Origin of the sequence: Nonomuraea terrae, from assembly GCF_004348995.1 — a bacterium.
GTDB classification, from domain to species: Bacteria; Actinomycetota; Actinomycetes; order Streptosporangiales; family Streptosporangiaceae; genus Nonomuraea; species Nonomuraea terrae.
In genome coordinates, this window is sequence record NZ_SMKQ01000137.1 from 1 (window position 1) to 24448 (window position 24448).

Annotated in this window: 18 protein-coding genes and 1 riboswitch; of the genes, 4 read left to right on the forward strand and 14 right to left on the reverse strand. The window is 72.4% G+C overall.

Going from position 1 to position 24448, the window contains the following annotated elements; all coding sequences use genetic code 11:
- The 5 genes from E1286_RS31990 to E1286_RS32010 form a co-directional block, all read right to left on the reverse strand.
- On the reverse strand, window positions 1-203 hold a 203-nt coding region (locus tag E1286_RS31990), incomplete at its 3' end, for a zf-HC2 domain-containing protein (protein ID WP_187368251.1).
- Between the two features lie 37 nt (window positions 204-240).
- Window positions 241-765: a sigma-70 family RNA polymerase sigma factor gene (locus tag E1286_RS31995; RefSeq protein WP_246075401.1), complete on the reverse strand. Its 525-nt coding sequence runs from the start codon at window positions 763-765 to the stop codon at window positions 241-243.
- Window positions 766-928: 163 nt separating this feature from the next.
- On the reverse strand, window positions 929-2653 hold the full coding sequence (locus E1286_RS32000) for a thiamine pyrophosphate-binding protein (RefSeq protein ID WP_223190602.1): 1725 nt from the start codon (window positions 2651-2653) through the stop codon (window positions 929-931).
- A gap of 216 nt (window positions 2654-2869) precedes the next feature.
- Window positions 2870-4336, reverse strand: coding sequence for a M20/M25/M40 family metallo-hydrolase (locus E1286_RS32005; protein ID WP_132618390.1), 1467 nt, complete (start codon window positions 4334-4336; stop codon window positions 2870-2872).
- An 89-nt stretch (window positions 4337-4425) separates the two neighbouring features.
- A complete protein-coding gene (locus tag E1286_RS32010) occupies window positions 4426-5373 on the reverse strand; it encodes a DNA polymerase domain-containing protein (RefSeq protein ID WP_132618392.1) in 948 nt (315 codons plus the stop codon).
- An 83-nt stretch (window positions 5374-5456) separates the two neighbouring features.
- Between E1286_RS32010 and E1286_RS32015 the strand changes: the two genes are divergently transcribed.
- The gene (locus tag E1286_RS32015) at window positions 5457-6029 is read left to right on the forward strand and encodes a histidine phosphatase family protein (protein WP_246075402.1); all 573 of its coding nucleotides are present in this window, start codon (window positions 5457-5459) and stop codon (window positions 6027-6029) included.
- On the opposite strand, the gene E1286_RS32020 is transcribed toward E1286_RS32015, so the two are convergent.
- From E1286_RS32020 to E1286_RS32035, 4 genes are read right to left on the reverse strand one after another with little or no spacing between them, the layout of a single operon-like run.
- Complete coding sequence (locus E1286_RS32020) at window positions 5989-6663, reverse strand: helix-turn-helix transcriptional regulator (RefSeq protein WP_132618396.1); 675 nt, start codon at window positions 6661-6663, stop codon at window positions 5989-5991. The genes E1286_RS32015 and E1286_RS32020 overlap by 41 nt on opposite strands.
- Complete coding sequence (locus tag E1286_RS32025) at window positions 6660-13991, reverse strand: non-ribosomal peptide synthetase/MFS transporter (protein ID WP_223190604.1); 7332 nt, start codon at window positions 13989-13991, stop codon at window positions 6660-6662. Before E1286_RS32025 ends, E1286_RS32020 begins: the two co-directional genes overlap by 4 nt.
- Entirely contained in the window at window positions 13988-14920 is a 933-nt protein-coding gene (locus E1286_RS32030) for a fatty acid desaturase family protein (RefSeq protein WP_132618398.1), read from the reverse strand. The genes E1286_RS32025 and E1286_RS32030 overlap by 4 nt, the downstream gene beginning before the upstream one ends.
- 30 nt (window positions 14921-14950) lie before the next feature.
- Complete coding sequence (locus E1286_RS32035) at window positions 14951-15883, reverse strand: pyridoxal-phosphate dependent enzyme (RefSeq protein WP_132618400.1); 933 nt, start codon at window positions 15881-15883, stop codon at window positions 14951-14953.
- 265 nt (window positions 15884-16148) lie between these two features.
- Window positions 16149-16244, forward strand: a riboswitch (TPP riboswitch).
- On the opposite strand from E1286_RS32035, the gene E1286_RS32040 reads away from it, so the two are divergent.
- Window positions 16232-16906: a TenA family protein gene (locus E1286_RS32040; RefSeq protein WP_132618402.1), complete on the forward strand. Its 675-nt coding sequence runs from the start codon at window positions 16232-16234 to the stop codon at window positions 16904-16906. Its footprint overlaps the riboswitch before it by 13 nt.
- A 3-nt stretch (window positions 16907-16909) precedes the next feature.
- Here E1286_RS32040 and E1286_RS32045 read toward each other — a convergent pair whose 3' ends face one another.
- Both E1286_RS32045 and E1286_RS32050 read right to left on the reverse strand, forming a co-directional pair.
- A complete protein-coding gene (locus E1286_RS32045) occupies window positions 16910-19033 on the reverse strand; it encodes a carbon starvation CstA family protein (protein WP_132618404.1) in 2124 nt (707 codons plus the stop codon).
- A complete protein-coding gene (locus tag E1286_RS32050) occupies window positions 19030-19380 on the reverse strand; it encodes a hypothetical protein (RefSeq protein WP_132618406.1) in 351 nt (116 codons plus the stop codon). Before E1286_RS32050 ends, E1286_RS32045 begins: the two co-directional genes overlap by 4 nt.
- A 430-nt stretch (window positions 19381-19810) precedes the next feature.
- Between E1286_RS32050 and E1286_RS32055 the strand changes: the two genes are divergently transcribed.
- Window positions 19811-20896, forward strand: a complete 1086-nt coding sequence (locus E1286_RS32055; RefSeq protein ID WP_246075403.1) for an ABC transporter substrate-binding protein — start codon at window positions 19811-19813, stop codon at window positions 20894-20896.
- A gap of 38 nt (window positions 20897-20934) precedes the next feature.
- Here the strand turns inward: E1286_RS32055 and E1286_RS32060 are convergent, their stop codons facing one another.
- Window positions 20935-21792, reverse strand: a complete 858-nt coding sequence (locus E1286_RS32060; RefSeq protein WP_342776284.1) for a helix-turn-helix transcriptional regulator — start codon at window positions 21790-21792, stop codon at window positions 20935-20937.
- A gap of 135 nt (window positions 21793-21927) precedes the next feature.
- Between E1286_RS32060 and E1286_RS32065 the strand changes: the two genes are divergently transcribed.
- The gene (locus E1286_RS32065) at window positions 21928-22683 is read left to right on the forward strand and encodes an SDR family oxidoreductase (protein WP_132618410.1); all 756 of its coding nucleotides are present in this window, start codon (window positions 21928-21930) and stop codon (window positions 22681-22683) included.
- A gap of 20 nt (window positions 22684-22703) precedes the next feature.
- On the opposite strand, the gene E1286_RS32070 is transcribed toward E1286_RS32065, so the two are convergent.
- Window positions 22704-23357, reverse strand: coding sequence for a response regulator (locus E1286_RS32070; protein WP_132618412.1), 654 nt, complete (start codon window positions 23355-23357; stop codon window positions 22704-22706).
- Window positions 23354-24448, reverse strand: a 1095-nt coding sequence (locus E1286_RS50685; RefSeq protein WP_246075404.1) for a sensor histidine kinase, incomplete at its 5' end; no start/stop codon positions are given. The genes E1286_RS50685 and E1286_RS32070, both read right to left, overlap by 4 nt.

A 24448-nucleotide genomic window follows, 5' to 3' on the forward strand; every position in this document is an offset into this window, starting at 1 on the left:
GACTCCACCTGGGGCTCGGGCGGGTGGGGCAGGAGGTCATCGGGGTGCACGCCCCTGATCAGCTCCCCCATCGCGGCGAACGAGCCGACCTCGCCGGCGCAGCTCCCGCAGCTCTTCAGATGGCGCTCGAACGCGGCGCGTTCCTCCTCGTTGAGCAGGCCCAGCGCGTACGCGGCCACGTCCTCGTGATGGACCTCCGTCATCGCGGCGTCACCCCCGTTCCATCGTGACGCGCCTTTGTCACGGCAGCGTCACCCCCCTTTCCTCCAGCGCCACGCGCAGGGCCCGCATGGCGTAGTACACCCGGGACTTCACGGTGCCGACCGGCACGCCGATGATCTCCGCCGCCTCCTGCAACGACCGGTCCAGCAGGAACGTCTCGGTGAGGACCTGCCGGTGCGCCGGGGAGAGCGACATCATCGCGTCGGTCACGATGATCTCCCTGAGTAATCGCTCGTCCTCGGCGGCGACGGGCTCGGCCCGGTCGGCGATGTCCTCCACCGTGTCGAGGGGGCGCGAACCCGAGCGGCGCCGGTCGTCGATGACGACGCGGCGCGCCACGGTCGCCAGCCACGGCATGAGCGACCCGGAGTCGGTACGGAGATCATGCAGGTTGCGCCAGGCGCGTACCAGGGTCTCCTGGACGACGTCCTCGGCCCAGCGCCGATCGCCGCCCGTAAGCCGGACGGCGAAGGCCATCAGGGGGGCGCCGTACTGGCGGTAGAGGGCTTGAACCATGGCCTCGTCGGTTACGCGGTGATTCACAGGGGGGCGTGGCTCCTCGCGCTGCAGATATCACGAAATATCGCGTTGAGATGGGGAATTCCACTTTAATCAGCAGCGGCAGCGCGGTCAGGCGTTTGCCGCTTTTTCGCGGTCAACCATAGAAAAGTGGTTGGCCGGTCGTCACCGGGTCCGACGCAATTGATCAAGCATTCTCCGCCGCGCGCAGGAAGCCGGCGAATGGCGGGATCTCGTCCGGGGAGCATTCGACGCTCACCACCGACGGGCCGTTCACCTCCAGCGCCGCCCGCAGCGCACCGGCCAATCCGGCGGCGTCGTCCACGTCCACCGCCGGCAGACCGGGGAACATCGCGGCCAGCCCCGCCCCCAGCCGGCTCGGGCGGAACCGGTTGTAGCTGTAGGCGCCGTGGTAGAACAGCCGCTCGCGGACCGCGCACATCGCGTGCGCGTGGTTGTCGAACAGCACGAACGTCACCGGCAGCCCGTACTGCAGCGCGGTGTGGATCTCCATGCCGTGCATGAGGAACGAGCCGTCCCCGGCGATCACCACGGTCCGCCGCCCGCGCCCGAACGCCATGCCGATCGCGGCTCCGAAGCTGTAGCCCATTCCTCCCATGCCGAGCGCCACGACGAACCGGCCGTCGCGGCGTGCCGGCAGGTAGTGGATCGCGGAGGCGCCGATGTTCCCCGCGTCGACGATGACGTCGGCACCGTCCGGCAACCCGGCGTCCAGCACCGCCATCGCCTCGCGGTAGCGCACGCCGGGGCCGTCGTGCGGCGGCGGCACCAGCTCGGTGTGCCGCACCGGCTCGGGCACCCGCTGCCGCGCGTCGCCGGACAACTCCCTCGCCAGCAGCGCCAGCGACACGCGCAGGTCGCCGGACGCGACGTGCGTGGCGGGCACGTACGGCGCCGCCGAACCGATCGAGAGGACGGGCACCCGCGTCAGGTCGAGGCCGAAGCGCGCGGTCGCCGTCAGCCGGGTGCCGACCAGCAGGCACAGCGCCGATCCCGCGACCGCGTCGGCGGCCCCCGGGTGCCCCATGACCCCGGTCACGCCGAGCGCCGCCGACGCCCCCATACCGGGGGTGCCGGCGACGTCCTTGGCGTCGGGGACGACGGCCACCCGGGCGCGCAACGTCGCCCGCAGCTGCTCCAGCTCCAGCCGGGCGTCGTCGCGGGCGACCTGCTCACCGGCGACGATCGTGATCGGTCCGGCCGCGGACCGCAACGCCTCCACGAGCACCCGTGGGTCGTCGAGGCGGGTCCCGACGCTCTGCGCCAGGCTGCCGGCGCCGGCGACGTCGATCACAGCCTGCTGGACGTCCTTCGGCAGCAGCAGCACCGCAGGGCCGCCGGTACGGGCCGCCGCGACCGCCTGGGGCAGCACGGAGACGATGTCCCGCGGCTCCAGCACCCGCCGGCAGAACACCGACACCGCCGAGAAGAGCGCCTCGGCGTCCAGCGCGCCGTTGCGTCCGCTGGTGTCCTGAAAGGAGCCCAGCCCGTCGAGCGCCGACTCCGGCTGGCCGATCAGCGCCAGCACCGGTACCCGGCCGGCCAGCGCCTCCCCCAGCCCGGGAACGGTGTTCAGCGACCCGCCGCCGGAGGTCGCGGCCACCACGCCGAGCCCGCAGCCGCCGCGGCTGTAGCCGTCGGCCATCGTCGTGGCCGAGAACTCGTGCTTGGCCAGCACCGCGGTGATGTCGTCGCGGTAGTGGGCCGCGTCGTAGACGTCCTCGATGTTGGCGCCGTCGACCCCGAAGATGTACTCCACGCCGGCCGCGGCGAGGTAGCCGACGATGTGGTCGACCACCCGATTGCCGATCTTGTCCATGCCCTGCCCCCTGACCGCACGGTCCGCGCCCCCGGTGCGGACGGGGACGCGGCCCTCCCGTTCCGTCGTCATGGCCCGGCTCACCCAGGCCGCAACGACGATAAATCGGATTCGGGGCCTATCTATGTGCATAGATGCACATATCTGGACAATGTGCACGATGTCACACCTGAGGCGGCGCGTGATGTCGACGCGGCGTCAACGGCTCATGAGGGGCGGAAGCGAGCTTTGACGTTCGCGATCGCGGGCGGGGACGGTGGTCCGGCATCCCCGAGGTGGCTTCCCCTTCTAGCCCGCCGGGGTGCGCGTCGGGATGGCGCTCAGGTCGAAGGCGAAGCGGGCCGTGGAGTCGGCGATCGCGTCCGCGTTGACGTCGAGCGCCGTGGCAGCGTAGTTGGCGATCGTGTCGCACGCGCGGTGGTAGCAGGCGTCGTAGGCGGCGCCCGCCGTCCCGCCGAACAGGGTCGCCTCCTGGGCCGTCTTGAGGCCCTCGCCTCCCGTGAAGATGCCGCCCGCCGGGATGCCGGCCGCGATGAACGGGCCGTAGTCGGAGCGGCCGTCGAAGTCGGTGCCGACGCTGGTCAGGCCGCGGGCGCGGTAGAAGGCCGCGAGCTGCGCCTCGATCAGGTCCGAGCCGGGCGGGCCCGCGGGCGCGCCGGCGCGGTCGGAGTCGTCGCCGTCGTACAGCTTGTACGCGTAGTTCGGCGAGGCCACCATGTCGAAGTTCAGGTAGAGGCGGATGCGGTCGCGCTCGGCCGGCGGCAACGACGCGACGTACTGGTCGGAGCCGAGCAGCCCGAGCTCCTCGGCGGCCCAGAACGCGAACCGGACCTTGTTCGTGACCTGGACCTTCGCCAGTTCCTCGGCGACCGCCAGGATCGCCGCGCTGCCCGAGCCGTTGTCGTTGATGCCGGGCCCCTCGGGCACGCTGTCGAGGTGGGCGCCGACCATGACGACGTTGCGCGGGTCGCCGGAGGGGGACTCGGCGAGCACGTTGTGGTCGGTGGCGAGTGCGAGCGCGGCGTCGACCTTGAGCCGGACGGTCGTGCCCGGCGTGGCGGCCAGCTCCTGGCCGACGGCGAAGTCGGCGTACACCATCGGGATGCCGGCCCGCCACTCGCCGATGTCGAGCGGCTCGGACTCCGTACGTCCCTCCTGACCCTCGTTGAAGACGATGACGCCGACGGCGCCGGCGGCGTCCGCGTTGACGACCTTCTCGACGAACGGGCAGGTGCCACGCTGGATGAGGGCGATCCGCCCGGCCACGAACCCGTTGAAGTCGGACTCCTCGCACCCGCTGGTCGAGCTCGTCTGCGCGCTCGGCGGCAGCGTCAGGTCCACGGCCTGCACCTGCGCGGTCACGTCACCCGCCGGGGAGGGGCGGAAGGTGCGGAAGTCCTGGTTCGCCGCGTACGACTTCGCGGCGAGGCCGGTCATGTTCAGGACCGGAGGGGTCGTCTCGCTCCAGCTCCGCACGAACTGGATCGGTTCGAGCGTCACCTCGTATCCGGCCTCGCGCAGGATGCCGGCCACGTAGTCGCGGGAGGCCACGTAGCCGGGCGTGCCCGCGGCGCGGTTGCCGCCGTTCGCGGTGGCGATCTCCTGCAAGGCCCTCAGGTGCTTCTCGGCGGCGGCGCCCGTGACCCTCTCGACGAGTTGCTCGGCGAACTCGTCGCCGGGCCCGGCCGCGTGGGCCGGCGTGGTCTGGGCCAGCGGCGAGGTGAGCACGCTGATGAGGATGACGAATCTGCGCATACGGATCCCTTGGGTGGACAGCTAATGCGCACATTCCCGCCGGGCCACCGCGAACGGAACGTGACCTGGCAAAAATTCTCTGAGGTTGTCTACTCGGCGCGGCGGGCACGAGCGCGGCGTTTGCCCTCGTGCATGGCCTGGACGCGAGCGACCGGAATGGTGTGACCCTCGGCGACGAGGTCGTCGGGCAGGCGCTGCGGCGCGGGCATCTGCTCGGCCCACGGGTCGGCGTCCGCGAGCAGGCCGGGCGCGGTATGGACGGTGAAGTCGCCCGGCGCCACCCGGTCGAGGTCGTCCCACGCGACCGGGAACGACACCGGCGCCCCCGGCCGGATGCGCGGGCTGTAGGCGGCCACCACGGTGGCCCCGCCCGCGCGGGTGGAGTCGAGGAAGACCTTGCCCGCCCGGTCCTCCCGGATGAACGCCGTGGTCGCCAGCTCCGGATCGAGCCGCTCGGCGCGCGCGGCCAGCGCACGGGTGGCCGCGGCCAGGTCTTCCGGCGCGACGCCCGCCGCCACGGGCACGAAAACGTGCACGCCCTTGGCCCCGCTCGTCTTGACCGCCCCCGCGAGGCCGGCGTCCGCCAGCGCCCGCCGCACCAGGAACGCGCCCCGCACGGCCAGCGTGAAGGAGTCGTCGTGCTCGGGCGGGTCGAGGTCGAGCACCATGTGGGTGGCGTGATCGCCGACGAACAGCGCCGGGTGGTACTCCACCGCCCGCTGATTGGCGAACCACAGCAACGTCCTGCGGTCGTCGCACAGCGCGTACGTCACCTGCCGGCGGGACGCCTCCGCCCAGAACGACACCGACCTGATCCAGTCGGGCGCGTACTTGGGGAGGTTCTTCTGCATGAACGGCTCCTGGCCCGGACGCACCCGCATGACCGACAGCGCCCGGTCGCGCAGCACCGGCAGGATGCGGTCGCGGACGGCGTCGAGGTAGTCGACCAGGTCGCGCTTGGTCGCCCCCGCCCCGTCGAACAGCGGCTGGTCGAGGTTGGTCAGAGCAACCCCGTCGCGCGTCTCGTCAGCGGCCACCCGCCCTACGATGCCGACATTCGAACGTGTGGTCAACGATTCACGGCACAATGGCCGAACCCGTACGGAAGGAGCCCGCTGCCTTGACCCGCTACCTCTACCTCGCCCGCCACGGCGAAGCCACCCCCGACGAGAGCGGGCTGACGGAGGCAGGCCGGCGCCAGGCCGCGCTGCTGGGCGAGCGGTTGCGCGATGTCCCCCTCGCGGCCGTCCACCACGGGCCGCTCCCCCGGGCCGCCGAGACCGCCCGGATCGCCGCCGCGCGTCTTCCCGGCGTCCCCGTGCACGCCTGCGAACCCGCCGGCGACTACGTGCCGTACGTGCCGCGCCGGGACGAGCTGCCGCCGCAGGCCGCCGACCACTACCTAGGCTTCCTCGCCCAGTTCCCGCCGGAGGACGTGAAGCCGGAGCTCGCCGGAGAGGCCGTCGCCCGGTTCACCGGCCCGTCGGACGAGACCCGCCACGAGCTGGTCGTCACCCACAACTTCCTCATCGCCTGGCTGGTCAGGCACGCTCTTGACGCCCCCGAGGCGCGCTGGCTCGGGCTCAACCACGCCAACGCCGCGCTCACCGCCATCCGCTACGCCGCCGGCCGCCCGCCGGCCCTGCTCTTCTTCAACGACAGGAGCCACCTGCCGCCCGAGATGCCCGGCTGACCCCGTCGGGTGCCCGGAGTTCGGCCAGCAGGCCGTAGACGGTGGACCGGGAGACGCGCAGAGTCCCCGCGACGACCGGAGCCGCCCGGCGTACCGTGAAGACCTTGGCCTCCTCCAGCCGGGCGAGCACGGCCAGCCGGTCGGCGCGGGTCAGGCGTTCCACCGGACGGCCACAGGCGCGCACGTACGCGCCGATGATGTGCCGGACGCGCTCGTTCCAGTCGTCCGCGAACAGCGGCTCCGGCCGCGGCACGCTCGGCGCGGCGAAGGCCGCGAGCGCGGCCGCGGCCTGCTCCAGGGGCGTGCGGTCGAGGTTGACGCACAGCACCGCCGCCGCGCCGCCGTCCGGGTCGCGCAGGACCGCGCTGACCGACGCCAGGCGCCGGCCGTCCGCGAGCAGCTTCTCGTACGGCCCGGACACGTCCCGGGCCGCCGGATCGAGACTGTCCAGCTCGCCGATCGACGACGGGTCGCCCGGTGCGCGGGCGGTCAGCGGGTTCCAGATCGCGAGGACCCGACGGGTGCCCGGGTCGTGCAGGACCACCTCGACGTACGGGCCGAGCAGCAGCGCGACGGCCCGGCACGCCGGCTCCCACGCCCGCACCCGGGGGTCGGCCTCCTCGTCGGTCGTCACAGCCGGGCTCTCCTCGCGAGCCGGGCGTCGGCCTCCCGCTGCAGGTCGTCCAGTTCGCCGAGCTCCGCGGGCGGCACGGCGTCCGGGAGCTCGTCCTCCATGAAGCGCAGCCGACGGTCGCGCCAGCCGGCGATCACCCAGAGCAGTTGCAGCAGGCCGCTGAGGACGACCAGCAGCGCCAGACCACGGCCCGGCCCGGTGCCGATCACCGCACCCACGCTGCCGGCGAGGGCGCCCCCGGGTTCGAGCAGCGGCTGAACGTGACGCTCCGCCAGGGGCCCCATGACCAGATAGCCGAGCGGCATCGTCAGCGTCATCGTCATCATGAACAGGGAGAGCACCCGGCCCTGCAGCTCCAGCCCGACCTTCGCCTGCACCAGGGCCAGCCAGTGTCCTTCGGCGATCGAGTCGCAGAACCAGATCGTGAACAGGCCGATCACGGGCAGGTACGGGCTCGCGAGGCCGGTGACGGACATTCCCACACCGGACACGCCCAGCACCACGATCAGCCCTGTGGCCCTCCGGGCGGTGCCGCCCCACAGGCCCATGACGAGGCTGCCGCACAGGGCGCCCAGACCGCCCGCCGCCAGCGCCGTGCCCAGCATCGCCGTGGACCGCTCGGTCAGCAGCATCGGCACGATCACCGAGAAGCCGATCATGTACAGGACGTGGTGGACGACGAAGAAGCGCATCGCACGCAGCAGGGCCGGGCGGTGAGCGATGTAACGCCAGCCGGCGATGATCTCCTTGCGGAAGCTCTCGTCGCGGTGACGGAAGAGCATGTCGGGGAACCTGACCGCGAGCAGCGTGGCGGCGCCCAGCAGGAAGCTGAGCACGTCCAGCGCGAGGGCGCCCTCGATGCCGATGACGTCGATCAGACCGGCGCCGATCAGGGGTGCGACCACTGTCCCCACGCCCATGCCGAGATGGGCGATGCCGTTGGCGTGGCCGAGGTAGCGCTTCGGCACCAGCTGCGCGACCGCGGCCACGTAGGCGGGACGCTGGAAGGCGCCGGCGACCGAGGTGACCGACACGGCCAGGTAGACGTGCCACGTCTCCAGGCCGCCGGCCAACACCAGCAGGCCGAGCACGCCCATCGCCACGGCCGCCGCGGTGTCGCTGAGCAGCATGATGCGCCGGCGGTCCCAGCGGTCGGCCACCGCGCCGGCGACCGGCCCGGCGACGATTCCCGGCAGCATGCCGATCGCGTTGATCAGCGCGAACTCCGTGATGGAGCCGGTGCGCTGGTAGACCCAGATACTCAGGACGAGCGTGCTGAGGCTGCTGCCGATCATCGAGACGAACTGACCCAGGGCCACGAACGCGAACCGGGACAGGGCAGGCGCCACCTGACTGGGCGCGCGGTCGCGTACCCGTGCCGGGGCGGGTCCCTCGTCCTCGCCCGGCCGCGGCGCGTTCCCGCCCCGCCACCGCTCGGCATGCTCGACCAGGGTCCGGGCCAGCGGCTCCGCGTGGGTCTTCACGAAGAAGTGACCGGCCCGGGGCAGGACGGCCAGCTCGACCGTGTCGGCGAAGTGCTCCCACTCGCGGTGCCGTTCCTCGTACAGCTCCGTGACGCGGTCCCGGGAGCCGACCACGCTGAGCACCGGAGCGCGCAGCCGCGCCTGACCGGCCCCCTGGTAGGCGGCGGTGAAGTACTCCTCGGCGTCCCGGGCGTCGTGCCGGACGTTACGCAGCACGAACTGTTCCTGCTCGGGGCCGTCCAGATCGGTGAAGCCGCCCCGCGCGCGCAGAAAGGAGACGTACTCGCGGTCGGAGGTGAATCGGTCGGTCGGCACCAGCCGGTGGAACCAGTCGAAGAAGCGTCCGGGCAACCGGGCGGTGGGGAAGCTCGCGCCGAGGCCGACACCGATCAGCTCGACGCCCGCCTCCTCGGCCCGGCGGGCGACCTCGATCGTGACGGCGCTGCCGAGGCAGTGCCCGTACAGCAGCACCGGCCCGGACAGCGACCGGAGCTCGGCGAGAACGCGTTCGGCCACGTCGGCGGCGGGCAGCAGGGGTTCGTCCGGCCGGCTCTGGTCGTGGCCGGGAAGTTCGACCGCGTACAGGGCCCAGTGGGCGGGGAGCGCCGCCGCCAGGGGCTGGTAGGCGATCGCGCTGCCGCCGGAGTAGGGGATCGTCACCACCGTGACGCCGCCCTGGCCCGCGTCGGACGGGGTCAGCCGGTGCAGCAGCCGTCGCGGGCGCGGCTCGGCCGACCGCTGGTCGAGCAGGGCGGCAAGGCCGCGTACGGTGGGCTGCCGGTACAGCTCCACCAGCGCCAGCGACGGGTCGATCCGCCGGACGAGCCGCAGGGCGGTGAAGGAGTCGCCCCCGAGGGAGAAGAAGCTGTCGTCGACGCCGAACTCGTCGACGCCGAGCATCTCCGACCAGACGGCCGCGACGCGACGCTCGGTGGCGGTCCGCGGGGCGGCACCCGCCGACGCCGCCGCCGCGTCGGGCGGGGCCGGCAACGCCCGCCGGTCGAGCTTGCCGTTGGGGGTGAGCGGGAGCCGGGGCAGGACGACCAGCCGGGCGGGCACCATGTGGACCGGCAGAGTGGCGGACAGGGCCTCCCGGACCGCGGCCTCGGTGACGTCGGCGCCCGGTCTCGGCACCACGTACCCGACGAGCTGGGCCAGGCCCGATGGCAGTGTGTGCACCGCGGCGGCGGACGCGAGCGTCTCCGGCAGCCCGGCCAGGGCGGCCTCCACCTCTCCCAGCTCGATCCGGTAGCCGTTGACCTTGACCTGATCGTCCAGCCGGCCGAGGAAGTCGACGTTGCCGTCGCGGTGGTACCGGGCGCTGTCGCCGGTGCGGTACATGCGGCCGTCCGGGACGAACGGGTCGGTGAGGAACCGCTCGGCCGTCAGCTCGGGCCGCTCGTGGTACCCGAGGGCGACGCCCACGCCGCCGAGGTACAGCTCGCCGACCACGCCGGGCGGGACGGGCCTGCCGTACGCGTCCAGGACGTAGACGCGGTTGTTCGGGAACGGCCGGCCGATCGGCAGCGGCGCGTCGGGCGGCAGGGCGGAGACGTCGCCGTCGAAGTAGACGTTGTCCACCGTCACCTCGGTGACGCCGTACGCGTTCACCACCCGGTTGCCGGGGCCCACCAGCCGCTGGGCCCGCAGGTACTCCCGCACCTGCCACTTCTCGCCGCCGCCGATCAGCAGCCGGACGAACTCCAGCCGCTCTCCCACCGCCTCGACGTGCGCGAGCAGACTGCGCAGCACGGCGGGCACCAGCTCGGTGGAGTTGACCTGTTCCGCGCGCATCAGCGCGTACAGCTCCGCCGGGTCGAGCAGCACCTCGCGCGGCACGACCACAAGCCTGCCGCCGGTGCACAGCGCGCGCAGGGTCTCGCCCACGAACATGTCGAACGAGAAGCTGGCGGCCTGCTGGTACGTCCAGCCCGGGTCGAGGGCGTAGGCGTGCTGCCACATGGCCACCGCGTGCACGAGGTTGGCGTGGGTGACGACCACGCCCTTGGGCAGGCCCGTGGAGCCCGAGGTGTAGATGACGTAGGCGGGGTCGGCGGGCCCCGCCGTCGCCGCCAGGTCCTCGCCGCTCTCCGCGGAGATCCGGGCCGTGTCCCGGTCCAGGGCGACGACCGCCGCGCCGTCCGGCGCGGGCGGGGCGGCGGGCAGGTCCAGCCGGGTGACCAGCACGGACGCGCCGCTGTCCCGCACCATGTACGCGAGCCGCTCCGACGGGTACGCCGGATCCAGCGGCACGTAGGCGCCACCCGCCTTGAGCACCGCCCACATCGCGGCGAAGAGCTCGATGCCCCGGTCGAGGCAGATCGCCACCCGCGTGCCGGGGCGCACCCCGTGGCCGCGCAGCACTCTCGCGAGCCGGTTGGCGCGCTCGTCAAGCTCCCGGTAGGTGACGGTCGCCGGGCCCGCGGTGAGTGCCGGCGCGTCGGGCGCCGCCGCCGCGCACCGCTCGAACAGCTCGTGAACGGTGTCCGCCGCGGGCAGCGGGATCGCGCTGTCGTTCCACTCGCGCACGATGCGGTCCTGCTCGGCCGCGGTGAGCAGGGGAAGATCGCGCACCGGTGTGGCCGGCGCCGCGGCCGCCGCCTCCAGCAGGGTGAGCAGGTGGTCCCCGAGGGCTTCGACGCGTTCGGCGTCGAACAGCTCGGTGGCGTAGTCGACGGTCAGGACGGGGCCGTCCACCGTGAAGTGCAGGCCGAACGCGAGATCCACCAGCATCGCGGCCGGCGGCTCGTCACCGGCGTACCGCAGGAGCGGGCGGCGCGGGGCGGGGGTGTTGTGCACGGTCACGCTGATCCCGCTCAGCCGGTTGACCTTGCCGGCCTGCGCCCGCCCGATCGCCGCCATGATGTCCGGCAACGGCAGGTCCTGGTGCTCGAGGTCGCGTACGACCGACTCCTGGACCCGGGAGAGGAGGTCGGCGAACGTGGGATCGCCTCCGACGTCACCGCGCAGCGGCAGGATGTTGAGTACGGCGCCGACGAGGTGCTCCGAGCCGGCGTCCCGCCCGGCGACCGGTGCCAGCACCGTCACGTCGCCGTGCCCGGTGTACCTGCCGATCAAGGCCTGCACCCCGGCCAGCAGCACCATGAAGAGGCTGGCGTGGTGCTCCCGCCCGCAGGAGCGGAGCCGGTCGAGCAGATCGGGCGGAAGCTCGCGGGAGATCCGCTCGGCGGCGAACGACCGCGCCGCCGGGAGCGGCCGGTCGGCCGGGAACTCCACGTCCAGGTCGGCATCGGAGAACCGGTCCCGCCAGTAGGCGTCGTCGGCGCCTGGCGGCCTGCGACGGCCGGGCTCCGCCGGCCGGCCCTGCCGGCTCTCGACCGGCTCGCGGCCCTCCGCCAGGTCGTGGTAGAGCTCCGCCAGCTCGTCCGCGAACACGCCGGCCGACCAGCCGTCGAAGCAGAGGTGGTGGACGACGAGCAGCAGTTCGTCGTCGCCGCCGGTGCGCAGCAGCACCATGCGGGCGAGCGGGCCCGCCGCGAGGTCCAGCGGCTCCCGTACGGCCTGCCGACGCGCCCGCGCGGCGCGCGCCGCCCGCTCCCCCGGCGGCAGGTCGCGCAGGTCGATCACAGTCAGCGGCACGGTCTGGGGCACGGTCTGGGGCACGGTCTGGGGCACGGTGCCCGGCGGGTCGACGATCATGACCGGTTCCCCGTCCTCGGACGGGAAGCGGGTCCGCAGCGCGGGGTGCCGGCGGACCAGTTCGGCCAGGCACGCCTCGATCAGCTCTGCCCGAGCCGGGCCGGCCCATCTGTACCGGATGCCGAGGGTGTACGCCGGCAGGTCGGCGGTCAGCTGCTCGGCCATCCAGAACGTCCGCTGCATCCCGGTGAGCGGCAGCACCCGCTGCTCGTCGTCCGGTCCGCCCTCAGCCGGTCCTCCTGGCGTGTCCCGGGCCTCCGGTGTGCCGGGTGCGGAGCCCGCCTGCGTGTCCACGGCGGAGCCGGGTGCCGCGGCCGACGCGCGGACCGCCGCCACCATGTCGGCGAACGTCGGAGCCGCATACAGCTCGCTGAGCGCCAGCTCGGCCCCGCACTCCCGGCGCAGCCGGCTGATCAGGCGGATGGCTTGGAGCGAGTCGGCACCGAGCGCGAAGAAGTCGTCGGCGGGCCCGACGCCGGTGACGCCGAGCAGGCTCTCCCACAGCCCGCGGACGCGCGCCTCGGCGGTGTCGCCCGAGCCTTCCGCCGAACCAGGGTCCCCGCCCGGCACGTCGCCGTCGACCGCAACCGGCGGCACGGAAGGCGGCACGGAAGGCGGCACGGAAGGCGGCGCGGCCGCCAGCGCGGCCGTGTCGACCTTCCCCTGAAGGGTGAGCGGAAAGGACTCGTGGCAGCGGATCACGGCCGGCACGAGGTGGTGCGGCACCTGCTCGCGCAGGCGCCGGCGCACCTCGGCCGCGTCCGTACGGCCGTCCTCCGCGATCAGGTGTGCCACCAGCCGTGTCTGCCCGTCGCTCTCGTCGGCCAGCACCACCGCGTCGGCGACGCCCGCGAGCCGGCGCAGCGCCGCCTCCACCTCCGCGGGCTCCACCCGGAAGCCGCGGATCTTCACCTGCCGGTCGAGCCGGCCCAGATACTCCAGCGTCCCGTCGGGCAGCCGCCGTACGCGGTCACCGGTGCGGTACTCGGGTGCTCCGCCCGGCCCCGGGACGAACCGCTCCGCCGTCATCTCGGGCCGGCGCAGGTAGCCGATGGCCAAGGCGGCGCCGCCGATGCGCAACTCGCCCGGCTGCCCGGCGGCGGCCTCGGTGCCGTCCGGCCCGACGACCCGGCAGGTCACTCCTGGCAGCGGAAACCCGATCGGCACCGGGTCGGCACCGGACCAGGAGGTCAGGTCGGCGACGGTCGCCGTGACGATCGTCTCTGTCGGGCCGTAGGTGTTGAGCAGCCGCACGCCGGGGCGGACCCGCGCGCGCCAGCGCTCGACGGTCCGCGCATGCGCCGCCTCCCCGCCGATGATCACCATGCGGACGCTCGCCGGCAGCGCCGCCTCGTGCCTGTCGATCGCGGACACGAGCTCCCGCCAGTACGCGGTGGCCATGGCGAGCACGGTGACGCCGAGGTCGGCGCAGCGGTCGAGGAACAGGTCCGGACGGCTGATCATGTCCTCGTCGCGGACGACGACGGCCGCGCCCGCGATCAGGGCGGGGAAGATCTCCTGGACGCTCGCGTCGAAGCTGAGCGAGGCGAACTGGAGCACGCGGTCGTCAGGCCCGATGCCGTACGCGTTCCGGGCCACCTCGCAGAAGTGCGACCAGCCGCGCCGGGGCACCAGCACGCCCTTGGGACGGCCGGTGGAGCCGGAGGTGAAGATGACGTAGGCGGCGTCGTCCGGAGACGCGGCGGGGGCGGGCGGCGGCGCGTCGGCCGGGCCGGCCTCCTCCAGGCGCAGCACCGGGGTGCCGGCGGGCAGCGGCGGGGCGGCGCCCACCAGGACGACCCTGGGTCGCGTGTCCTCCAGCATCAGCGCCAGCCGCGCCGCCGGATGGCCGGGATCGAGCGGCACGTACCCGGCCCCGGCGCGCAACACCGCGAGCAGCGCCGTCACCGCGGCCCGCCCGCGCGGCAGGCACAGCCCGACCAGGTCACCGGGCCGGACCCCGGCGGCCGCCAGCACACCCGCCAGCCGGTCCACCTCCGCCACCAGCGCCGCGTACGAGGTCTGCCCCGTCGCGTCGATCAGAGCCGGTGCGCCGGGCGTTCGGTGTGCCTGCTCGGCGACGGCGGCGAGCACGTCGAAGGCCGGGGCCTCCAGCGCGTCCCGCGATCCCGTGGCGGAACCGTGGGACGCCTCCGCCGGGCCGGCGATGCGCATGTCGCTCATGCCGCACCTCTCCCGTGCGGCCGGCGAAGGGCCGCCCAGAGGGTGCGGTAGAAGTCCGCGTACGTACGCTCCACGTGGACGGCGTGGCGGCGGGTCTCCTCGTGACGGCCGGGCAGCAGGTTGATCGGCACGCTCATCGCGGCATGGTGCTCGATGTGCAGGTTGTTGCCGTTGGTGAACCAGGTGCTCAGCCGGCTCCCCCTGATCGACCGCGTGTTGCGCAGCACATCGGTGCTGTCGGTGTCGCAGAGGACGTGCTCGGGCAGCTCCACGAGGAAGTGCAGTGGCACGGCGAGCAGGAGGGGCAGCACCCACAGCCGGAGCGGGTACTGGCCGTACCCGGCCACGGCGACGCCGAGCGCGGCCAGGACGGCCCCGCCCAGGACCAGATGGTCCACGACGATGCGGCGGCGCATGGCCGGGCTGACCGCGCCGAACCCGTACGTCCAGCAGCCCGTGGCGGCGAGCAGCACCTCCCACAGGACCGAGGCGAGCCGCCGGTAGTCGAGCAGCCCGCGTACCAGGTGTGACACGGTCAGCGGTGCCCGGGTGTCGAAGCCGAAGAACTCGGTGTCCTGGGGCGTGCCGAGATAACGGTGATGCTGCAGGTGACGCAGGCGGTAGTGGCTGTAGACCACCATCAGGGGCAGGCCCAGCGGTACGCCGGCCAGCCGGTGCGGCCAGGGCCTGCGGAACGCCGAGTGGTGCAGGCACTGGTGCTGCAACTCGACGGCGTGCGTGTACATCGCGGCGAGGATCACCACGCCCACGGCGACCAGGGGTAACTCCGGGCGCAGCGCGAGGACCACCCCCACGGTGGTCAGCACGGCCAGCGCGGCCAGCTTGGCGACGAAGACCCGCTGGTCGTCCCGGGTCACCTTGGTGCGCGCGAAGAGCAGCGCGAGGCCGCCTCCGGTCAGTGCGGTCATCGTTTCCCCGATCAGGTGCGGCAGGTACGGTCAGCGTCCGCTGAGCAGCACGACGTGGGTTCCGGACAGCGGGCCCGCCGCGCGGGCGTGCGCGAGCAGCCCGGCCAGGGCCGCCGCCCCGGCCGCGGTCGGGCTCGCACCGTACGGGGTGAGCGCGGCCCTGGCCTCGATCAACTGCTCGTCGTGGACCCCGAACACCGCGCCGCCGGTGTCGGCGATGGCCGCCATGGCCTCGGCGCCCTGCAGGGCGTGCCAGTTGACCAGCGGCTGGTTGTGGTCCGACGCCGTGACGGCGTCCGGCGGCAACATCCGGTACTCGCCGGGCCAGCTCGTCACCACCGGGTTGTTGCCCGCGGAACACACACCGTTGATCACGCTGGACCAGCCGAGTGCCCGCATCCGGCGGTGGACGGCGATCGTCGTGGTGCCGTTGCCCACCGGGACCCACAGCGCCGCGGGCGGCTCGCCGAGGGCCTCCCGCAGCGCGGGGACCACCACGCCGTGTCCCTCGAACACCGCGTCCGCGTACGGACCGTCCACGTTGCCGTCGACCGCGCCCTCCTCCGCGGCCACCCGGCGGGACTCGTCCACGGCGTCCTCGTAGCTGCCGGGCACCAGGTGCACGTGGGCCCCCGCGTCGCGCATCCACGCGCCGCCGTCGCTCCAGCCCTCGGGCAGGACGACCGTGCAGGTCATGCCGGCGGCGCGGCACGCCATCGCCATCGCGCGGCCGTAGTTGCCGCACGTCGCGACCACCACATGGCGGTACCCGTCGGCGGCGGCGCGGGCCACCACGGCCCGCGCCGCGGGTTCCTTGTGGCTGCCGGAGGCGTACCGGGTCTCGTCCTTGATCAGGACGCGGGCTCCGGGGACGAGGTCCGCGGCGTCGATCAGCGGCGTGCCGTACGCGTCGATGGGCGCGTCGATGGGCGCGCCGGCGGACGTCAGGGTTTCCGTGGACATGCGTCTCCTCGGACGTGGTCGTGCAGAGAGAAGGAGGTCAGGGCCTGATCAGCGACCGCGTCCTGATCCCGATCGGGACCGCACGGGGAGGAGGGCGCGCGACTGGGACGAACGTTACAAAGCGACATATCAGGCCGGGTTAACCGCAGCCGAAACCTGGATGTTGATCAAGGAGCAACTGCCTGATCTTGGAATGAATCGCCAGGTAACAACCCACATGAGGGCTGACGTACGAGATGTCCGGCTAATCCCGTGTTACAGTCGGCGCGTTGACGCGGGGTGCCCGGGCGTCCGGGCTGAGATCACACCCGTCGAACCTGCTCTAGTTCGCACTAGCGAAGGGACGTCATGTTCTGCGACGACATGTGGCAGCGCACGGCCGAGTTGATGAAGGCCATCCACGATCACCCGTTCAACGTCGCGCTCGGCGACGGCACGCTCGAACCCGACCGGTTCGCGTTCTACATCGTGCAGGACGGCCGCTATCTGGAGGCGTTCTCCAAGACGCTCGCCACGGCGTCGGCCCGCGCCGGCGACCCGGCGGAGGCCGCGTTCTACGCGCAGAGCGCGCACACCGCGCTGGCCGCCGAGCGCCTGCTGCACGCCGGCTACGTCGCCGAACTGGGCGCCGACGGCGAGGGCGTCGCCACGTCGCCGACGTGCCTGGCGTACGCGTCGTTCCTGCAGGCGACCGCGCTCACCGCGCCGTACCCAGTGATCGCGGCGGCGGTGCTGCCGTGCTTCTGGATCTATCAGGACGTCGGCACGGCGCTGCTCGGCAGGGCCGGCGACCTGGACGGCCACCCGTACGGGAAGTGGATCTCCACCTACTCCGACCCCGGCTTCGCGGCCTCCGTGGAGCAGGCCAAGGCCGTCGCCGACCGGCTCGCCGCCGCCGCCGGGCCGGACACCCGCGCGGCCATGGAGCGGGCGTACTGCCGGGCGGCGGCGTATGAGTGGATGTTCTGGGACAGCGCCTGGAGGCGCGAGACCTGGCCGACCGAGCGGTGGCTCGCGCCCTGACGCTCAGCTCCCCGCTGTGGCCCTGGCCATCGCCTCCCGTTCCTCGCGGGTGGGGATGAGGCCGGACGGCGCGAGGATCTTCGACTCCTGGAACGGCTCCTCCGTGCTCGGCAGCGGCTCCGGCGATCTGATCGCCTTCACCCACACCCGCATGGCGTCCACGATGACGACGATGATCAGAATGGCGAACAGGGCCGTCAGGATGCCGTCGACGGTCGAGTTGATCACGATCTGCCGCATCGCGTCCTCCGTCCGGGCGGGCGCGAGCAACTGGCCCTGGTCGAGCGCGGTCTGGTAGCGGTCGCGCTGGGCGAAGAAGCCGAGCCCTGGGTCGGGCGAGAAGATCTTCTGCCAGCTCGCCGTCAGCGTGACGGCGACGTCCCAGGCCAGGGGCACCGCCGTGACCCAGGCCCATTTCAGCCGCCCGCTCTTGATCAGCAGAGTGGTGGCGACGGTGAGCGCCACCGCGGCGAGCAGCTGGTTGGCGATGCCGAACAACGGGAACAGCTGGTTGATGCCGCCGAGAGGGTCGTTGACGCCCTGGTAGAGGAAGTAACCCCAGGCCGCGACGACGACGGCGCTGGAGATGTAGACGCTCGGCCACCAGCTCACCCGGCCCATCGGCTTCCACAGGTTGCCGATGGTGTCCTGGAGCATGAAGCGCCCGACGCGGGTGCCGGCGTCGACGGTGGTGAGGATGAACAGCGCCTCGAACATGATCGCGAAGTGGTACCAGAACGCCTGCAGCGCCTGGCCCCCGAGGAAGCCGGAGAAGATCTGGGAGATGCCCACCGCCAGCGTCGGCGCGCCGCCCGTCCGGGCGATCAGCGTCTCCTCCTGTACGGCCGTCGCCGCCGCCTGCAGCTGCTCGGGCGTGATGATGAAGCCCATGTTCGTGACGGCCTCGGCGGCGCTCTGCACGGTGGTGCCGACGACGCCGGCCGGGGAGTTCATCGCGAAGTAGAGGCCGGGGGTGAGCACGCAGGCCGCCGTGATGGCCATGACGGCCACGAACGACTCCATGAGCATGGAGCCGTACCCGATCAGGCGGACCTGGCTCTCCTTCTGGATCATCTTGGGCGTCGTGCCGGACGAGATCAGCGAGTGGAACCCCGACAACGCGCCGCAGGCGATCGTGATGAACACGAACGGGAACAGCGATCCGGCGAAGACCGGCCCGTCGCCGGTGAAGGCGAAGTCGGTGAAGGCGGGGGTCTGCATGACCGGCATGGTGACCGCGATGCCGATCGCGATCAGCACGATCGTGCCGATCTTCATGAAGGTGGAGAGATAGTCGCGCGGCGCCAGCAGCATCCAGACGGGCAGCACGGCGGCGACGAACCCGTACGCGATGAGCCACAGCGCGATGGCGGACGGGCTCAGCGTGAAGAACGGCGCCCAGCTCGACTCCTGCACCCAGCCGCCGGCCACGATCGCCAGCAGCAGCAGCGCGACGCCGATCACGCTGGCCTCGACGACCTTGCCGGGCCTGATCATCCGCAGGTAGAAGCCCATGAACAGGGCGATCGGGATGGTCATCGCGATCGAGAAGACACCCCACGGCGACTGCGCCAGCGCGTTCACCACGACCAGCGCCAGCACGGCCAGCAGGATGATCATGATGGCGAAGACCGCGATGAGCGCCGCCGCGCCGCCGACCGGGCCGATCTCCTCGCGGGCCATCTGCCCGAGGCTGCGTCCGTTGCGGCGCATCGAGAAGAACAGCACCACCATGTCCTGGACGGCCCCGGCGAAGATCACCCCCGCGATGATCCAGATGGTGCCGGGCAGGTAGCCCATCTGCGCGGCCAGCACGGGCCCGACCAGCGGCCCGGCCCCGGCGATGGCGGCGAAGTGGTGGCCGAACAGGATGCGACGGTCGGTCGGCTGGTAGTCGACGCCGTTGTCGAGCCGTTCGGCCGGAGTGGCCCTGCGGTCATCGGCCCGCAGCACCTTCTTGACGATGAAGCGGGCGTAGAACCGGTAGGCGATGGCGTACGAGCCGAGCGCGGCGCACAGGAGCCACACCGCGTTGACGTTCTCTCCTCTGGACAGGGCGAGCATCGCCCACCCCACGCCGCCGACGATGGCGACCGCCGTCCAGATGAGGATGGAACGCAGCTTCAACGGTTACCTCCAGGTGAGGCGGGGCCATACAGGGGGCGGCCCAGGCAGCAGCGCAGTCCGGCATCCGGCGGCAGATCGGAGGTGAAGCGCCGCCAGCGCCACAGCGGACGGCAGTCGATCGTGACGGGGAGCTCGGCGAGATGCACCCAGGCGAACGGATGGGCGTACACCAGATCGGTCGTCCCGAGGCGGCGCGAGCGCCGGGGCAACCGGGACCGGCGCAACGGCCTGAGCGAGAACTCTCCCGCGTCCGCGCAGCAGAGGCCGGTCACGTGCCAGTCGAAGAACACCACTTCGTCGTCGCGCAGAGACTCGCGGGCGGCCGGCGTGAGCGAGATACGGGACATCTGTGGCTCCTGGAAACAGGCAGCTCAGAATTCACGTCGGCTTTACCCGCCAGGGTGGACACTGAAACGCTTCCTCACCATCAGCGAGTAATGGCCGTCACAACTCCCGCGCATTTTCCATCTCAATATATCGAAAAATGCCTTTTTTCGATATATATGCGCTTCTGTCGGGTCCGTGTAGGTTTCTCGGCGTGAGCCCCGTGGTGAGCCTTGGCAACTCCCGGAAGGCCTGTTACTGGAGCTGACCGAAACCCCTCCGGCTCGACCGGCGGTGCGAGGGCCCGCTGACGGCCACGGGACGGGGCGCCGAAGCCGGCCATTCCCGGCTCGGCTACTCTCGGCGGCGTTCACTCTGCGATCCGGGCAAAGGGCAGCCGAATCGTCACTCGGGAGACGCGAACGCATGAATACGCCACCATCGCCACCTGGAGTGGAGCGGACCGACGAATCAGCCGTCCAGATCGGCGCTCTCGTTCCGCTGACCCGGCCTGGCTGGGTCGAGGCGGGCCGGCACCTGCTCGCTGGGCTCGAGCTGGCCGTTCGCGACGTCAACGACGCCGGCGGGATCGTCGGAAGACCACTCGAGCTGGTGGTCCGGGACACCGCGGCTGATCCACGAAGGGCCGCGGCGGCCGTGGACGAATTGGCCCGCCTGGGCGTGGCTGCCTTGGCGGGGGAATATCACAGCGTCGTCGCTCGCGCCGCTGCCGCCAGGGCCGACGCCCTCGGCTTGCCGTTCCTCTGCTCCTCAGCGGTTCTCGACGCGCTCACCGAACAGCCGACGGAATGGGTCGCGCGTCTCGCCCCGGCGCAGTCCCACGGCTGGCGGATCTACGCGGACTTCCTCCTCGGCGCGGGCCACAGCCGAATCGCCGTCGCAGCGGAACCGAGTGTCTACTGGGCGTCCGGAGCCCGCATTCTGCGGGACCACCTCGCTCCACGCGGCGGCGCCGTCATCGAGCTCGACATGCGGGCGCTCGCTCCCACGGCCGTGTGCGACGAACTCGTCGACAGTCGAGCGACGGCCCTCCTTCTTCTGGTCGGCCACCCGGAGCCGGCGGTGTCGATCGTCAGGTCCGTCCGCCACGACCAGCGCCTCGCCGGGATCATGATCGGTGCTCCGGCCGGGCAGCCGGAGTTCGCCGAATGGGCGACGTTGCTGGGCGACGACAGCGCCGCGATCCCGTTCTTGCGCTACCTGCCCGAGCGCCTCGGCCCACTCGGCGCACGAGTCGAGACGGCCCTCCGCGAGCGGCTGGCCGAAGCGCCCTCCTTCGTCGCGTTCGAGGGCTACGACACGGTCGCCGTCCTCGCCGATGTGCTGCGTTCTCACGGCGTGGACCGGGCGCGCATCGCCGAATCCTGGCCGTGCGTCGCGGTCGAGGGCACCCGCGGGCAGATCCGGTTCTCCCGCACGCCGGGCATCAGCGTTTGGCAAGGGGCTTGGACGCCCGTGCAAGTCGTCGATCGAGATCCGGCGGAACCCGATCGCTTCCGGATCCTTCACACCGGCTGACAGAGCACGGAGGTCCCAGCTCCGGCGCTGGGAGAACGTCAGTGTTCGGCGTTCTGCGGCTGGAGAGGGCCGCTGTGCCAGCTGGCCAGGAAGCGGAGGGCCTCGTCGCTGGGTGAGCCGGGCTCGGGCAGGTAGGTGACCAGCACCTGGTCGGGGTCATCGCCGACCTTCAGGCTCTCGTAGTCGAGGACCAGCTCGCCGACGAGCGGGTGGTCCACGCGGACTTCGCCGTTCGAGCGTTCTCTGACGTCGTGCTCCGCCCACAGGCGGCGGAAGTCGGCGCTCCGCATCGACAGCTCGCCGATCAGCGTGGCGAGTTCCTTGTCGCCGGGATGGCGACCGGCGTCGAGCCGGATGAAGGCCACCGTCTCGCGTGCCTTGTCCTCCCAGTTGAGGTAGAGGGCCCGGACGGACTCGTCGAGGAACACCAGGCGCGCGCAGTTGAGACCTTCGGCGGGCGGTGCGGGCTCCGTGCGGCCGAAGAAGAGGAGCGCGGCCAGGCGGTTGCAGGCGAGCAGTTCGGTACGGCGGCCCATGACGAACGCGGGCCCTCCGCACGCGTCCAGCAGCCGCTGGATCGTGGGCCGGACGCGCCGCGACGGCCGTGGCTCCGTACGGCGGCGCAGAGAGCGGGCCACGTTGCGCAGGTGGGCCTGCTCGGTCTCGTCCAGCCGCAGCGCCCGGGCGATCGCGCCGAGCACCTCGTCGGAGACATTGGCGGCACGTCCCTGCTCCAGGCGCACGTAGTACGGCACGCTCACCCCGGCGAGCAGGGCCACCTCCTCGCGGCGGAGCCCGGTGACCCTTCGGCGCTCCCCGTACAGGGGAAGCCCGGTGTCCTCGGGCCGTACGCGTGCGCGCCGCGAGCGCAGGAACTCTCCCAGCTCTTTCCTCACGTCCACACCCTTCAGTATCAGACATTCCGGACGCGCTGCCCTGACCCTGCCAGTACCACCCTCACCAGAGTCCTCCCTGTCCCCGTACGACGTGCAGCAGCATCTCTGCCGAACCCACTCAACTGGAGAAATGCGATGACTTCTCAGTCCTCTCTTGCCGGTCGGCGCGCGGTCGTGACCGGGGCCTCTTCCGGGATCGGCGCGGCCACCGCCCGGCTGCTCGCGACCCAGGGCGCGCGGGTGGCCCTCGTGGCCCGCCGTCAGGACCGCCTCGACGCGCTGCACGCGGAGATCAAGGACGCGGGCGGCTTCGCCGTGCCGATCGTCCTCGACCTCGCCGCGGACACGGTCGAAGCCGGTGCTCGGCTGGCGGCCAGGGAATTGGGCGGCCTGGACCTGGTCGTGAACGCGGCCGGGATCCTGTCACCCGGCCCGGTGCTGGGCGGCCCGACGGACTCCTGGGAGCGCCAGATCGACCTGAACCTCACCGGGCTGCTCCGCCTCTCCCGCGCCCTGCTACCCGAGCTGGTCGCGGCCGCGTCCGCCGGCGGCGCCGCCGACCTCGTCAACGTCTCGTCGGCGGCGGCGACCCAGGTGGAGCCGGGGGCGCCGGTGTACGCGGCGACCAAGGCGGCCGTCAGCCATCTGTCCAGGCATCTCCGGATGGAGCTCGCGCCGCACGACGTGCGGGTCACCGATCTGCGGCCGGGCATGGTCCTCACCGAGCTGCTGTCCGGCTCGGAGATGGGGGTCGCCTGGACGGAGGACATGAAGAAGCGCATCGACCCGCTCACCGCCGACGACGTGGCGCAGGTCATCGCCTTCGCCGTCGGGCAGCCGCGCCACGTCAACCTGCCGGAGATCGTCGTGATGCCCGCCAAGCAGACGTGAGCCCTTCTGCAGGGGTCTGCTCAGGTGCTCACCAAACGGTGCTCCCAGGCCCAGGCCGTGATCTCCACCCGGTTGCGTACGCCGAGCTTCGCCTGGACGGCCGCCACGTGGCCTTTGACGGTGCTCAGCGAGATGCCGAGCTCCGTGCCGATCTCCCGGTTCGTCCGGCCCTTCGCGACGGCCCGCACCACCTCGGTCTCGCGTTCGGACAGCGGCCTGGCCGGGACGCGGCTCTTCGGCTTCGCCTCGGCGGTGAGTTGGCGGAGCAGGCGGAGGGTGACCTGCGGCGAGATGAGGGCGTCGCCGGCGTGCGCGGCCCTGACCGCCTCCACGAGGAGGTCAGGGCCGGCGTCCTTCAGCACGAACCCGACCGCGCCGCCGCGCAGGGCGCCGTAGACGTACGCGTCGAGGTCGAACGTGGTGACCACGACGACCCGCAGCGGAGCGCGCACGTCCGGCCCCGCCAGCGCAGCGGTGACCTGAATACCGTCAAGCCCCGGCATCTGCACGTCGACCAGGCACACGTCCGGACGCAACCTGCGGGCCAGCGCGACCGCCTCCGCGCCGTCCCCCGCCTCCGCGACCACCCGAATACCGGGCTGATCCTCCAGAATGACCCGCAGACAGTCCCGGATCACTGGCTCATCATCAGCAAGCAGCACCGTGATGCTCATCGGGGAGGCCTCGCGGGGAGGGCGGCCTTGACAGACCAGCCGCCCTCCGGGCGTGGGCCGGCCGTGAGCGTGCCGCCGAGGGACTCGACGCGTTCCCGCATTCCGAGCAGGCCGTAGCCGCCGCCGCAGCGTGGGCGGTCCTGGGCCGTCCCGTTCGTGACCGCCACGATCAGCATGCCGTCGGCGTCATGGACGGCGACGGTGACGGAGGCGGCGTCCGGGGCGTGGCGGGAGACGTTCGTCAGGGACTCCTGGACGATCCGGTAGACGGTAGCGGCCACGCCGGGCGGCCACTCCGGGTCCCCCTCCGGGAGCGACAACCGCACCGGAGGCCCGGCGTACCGGCTGACCAGCTCCCGGACCCTCGCGAGCCCGAACCCGCCCGACACCGCGCCACCGAGACCGTCATCGGCGCCGCCCCCGCCGTACGCCTCAGAAGCGTCGAACCCGGCGAGGTCAGCACCGTTCCTCTCTCTCATCCCCGAGGGCCGGAACCCCGCGAACACCCCCGGCGGCGCGGCGGCGGGTTCACGGAGGAGACCCACCACGTGGCGGGTCGCGGCGAGGGCGTCCGCTCCGGCGGTCTCGATGGCGTCGAGGGAGTCGGCCGCCTTCTCCGGGTGCCGGCGGGCGACCACACGGGCGGCCTGCGCCTGGAGCACCACGCTCGTGACGTGGTGGGCGACGACGTCGTGCAGTTCCCTGGCCAGCTCCAGACGTTCGTGGCGGCGTACCCGGTCGGCGGCGGCACGGCGGCGGACCGCGAGCAGCCGCGGCCCCAGACCGGCGGCGACGGCGGCGAGCCAGCCTGCGCAGTTCAGCAGCAGCACGGCGTTATGAGGGGACCCGGAGAGCACGCTGCCGCAGGCGACCGCGAGCCCGCCCGCCGCGACACCGGCCGCCTGCCGCCACGGCAGCACCCTGACCGCCGACGCGACCAGCACGGACAAACCGAGCGCCACGCCCGGCCCTGGCTCGGCCGGCAACCCCGCGACCCGAGCCACGGCGATGGCGAGCGTCGCGACGAGCAATCCGGCGACCGCCGCCCACAACCGCCCCCGCCGCCGTACGACCGCCAGCCCGCACAGCAC

What these genes read in the sequence shown, in the direction of transcription:
- E1286_RS32050 (WP_132618406.1), bottom strand. Translation starts at nt 19,380, where the DNA reads ATGTCCCGTATCTCGCTCACGCCGGCCGCCCGCGAGTCTCTGCGCGAC.
- E1286_RS32065 (WP_132618410.1), top strand. Translation starts at nt 21,928, where the DNA reads ATGACTTCTCAGTCCTCTCTTGCCGGTCGGCGCGCGGTCGTGACCGGG.
- E1286_RS32070 (WP_132618412.1), bottom strand. Translation starts at nt 23,357, where the DNA reads ATGAGCATCACGGTGCTGCTTGCTGATGATGAGCCAGTGATCCGGGAC.
- E1286_RS32000 (WP_223190602.1), bottom strand. Translation starts at nt 2,653, where the DNA reads ATGACGACGGAACGGGAGGGCCGCGTCCCCGTCCGCACCGGGGGCGCG.
- E1286_RS32005 (WP_132618390.1), bottom strand. Translation starts at nt 4,336, where the DNA reads ATGCGCAGATTCGTCATCCTCATCAGCGTGCTCACCTCGCCGCTGGCC.
- E1286_RS32030 (WP_132618398.1), bottom strand. Translation starts at nt 14,920, where the DNA reads ATGACCGCACTGACCGGAGGCGGCCTCGCGCTGCTCTTCGCGCGCACC.
- E1286_RS32035 (WP_132618400.1), bottom strand. Translation starts at nt 15,883, where the DNA reads ATGTCCACGGAAACCCTGACGTCCGCCGGCGCGCCCATCGACGCGCCC.
- E1286_RS32040 (WP_132618402.1), top strand. Translation starts at nt 16,232, where the DNA reads ATGTTCTGCGACGACATGTGGCAGCGCACGGCCGAGTTGATGAAGGCC.
- E1286_RS32025 (WP_223190604.1), bottom strand. Translation starts at nt 13,991, where the DNA reads ATGAGCGACATGCGCATCGCCGGCCCGGCGGAGGCGTCCCACGGTTCC.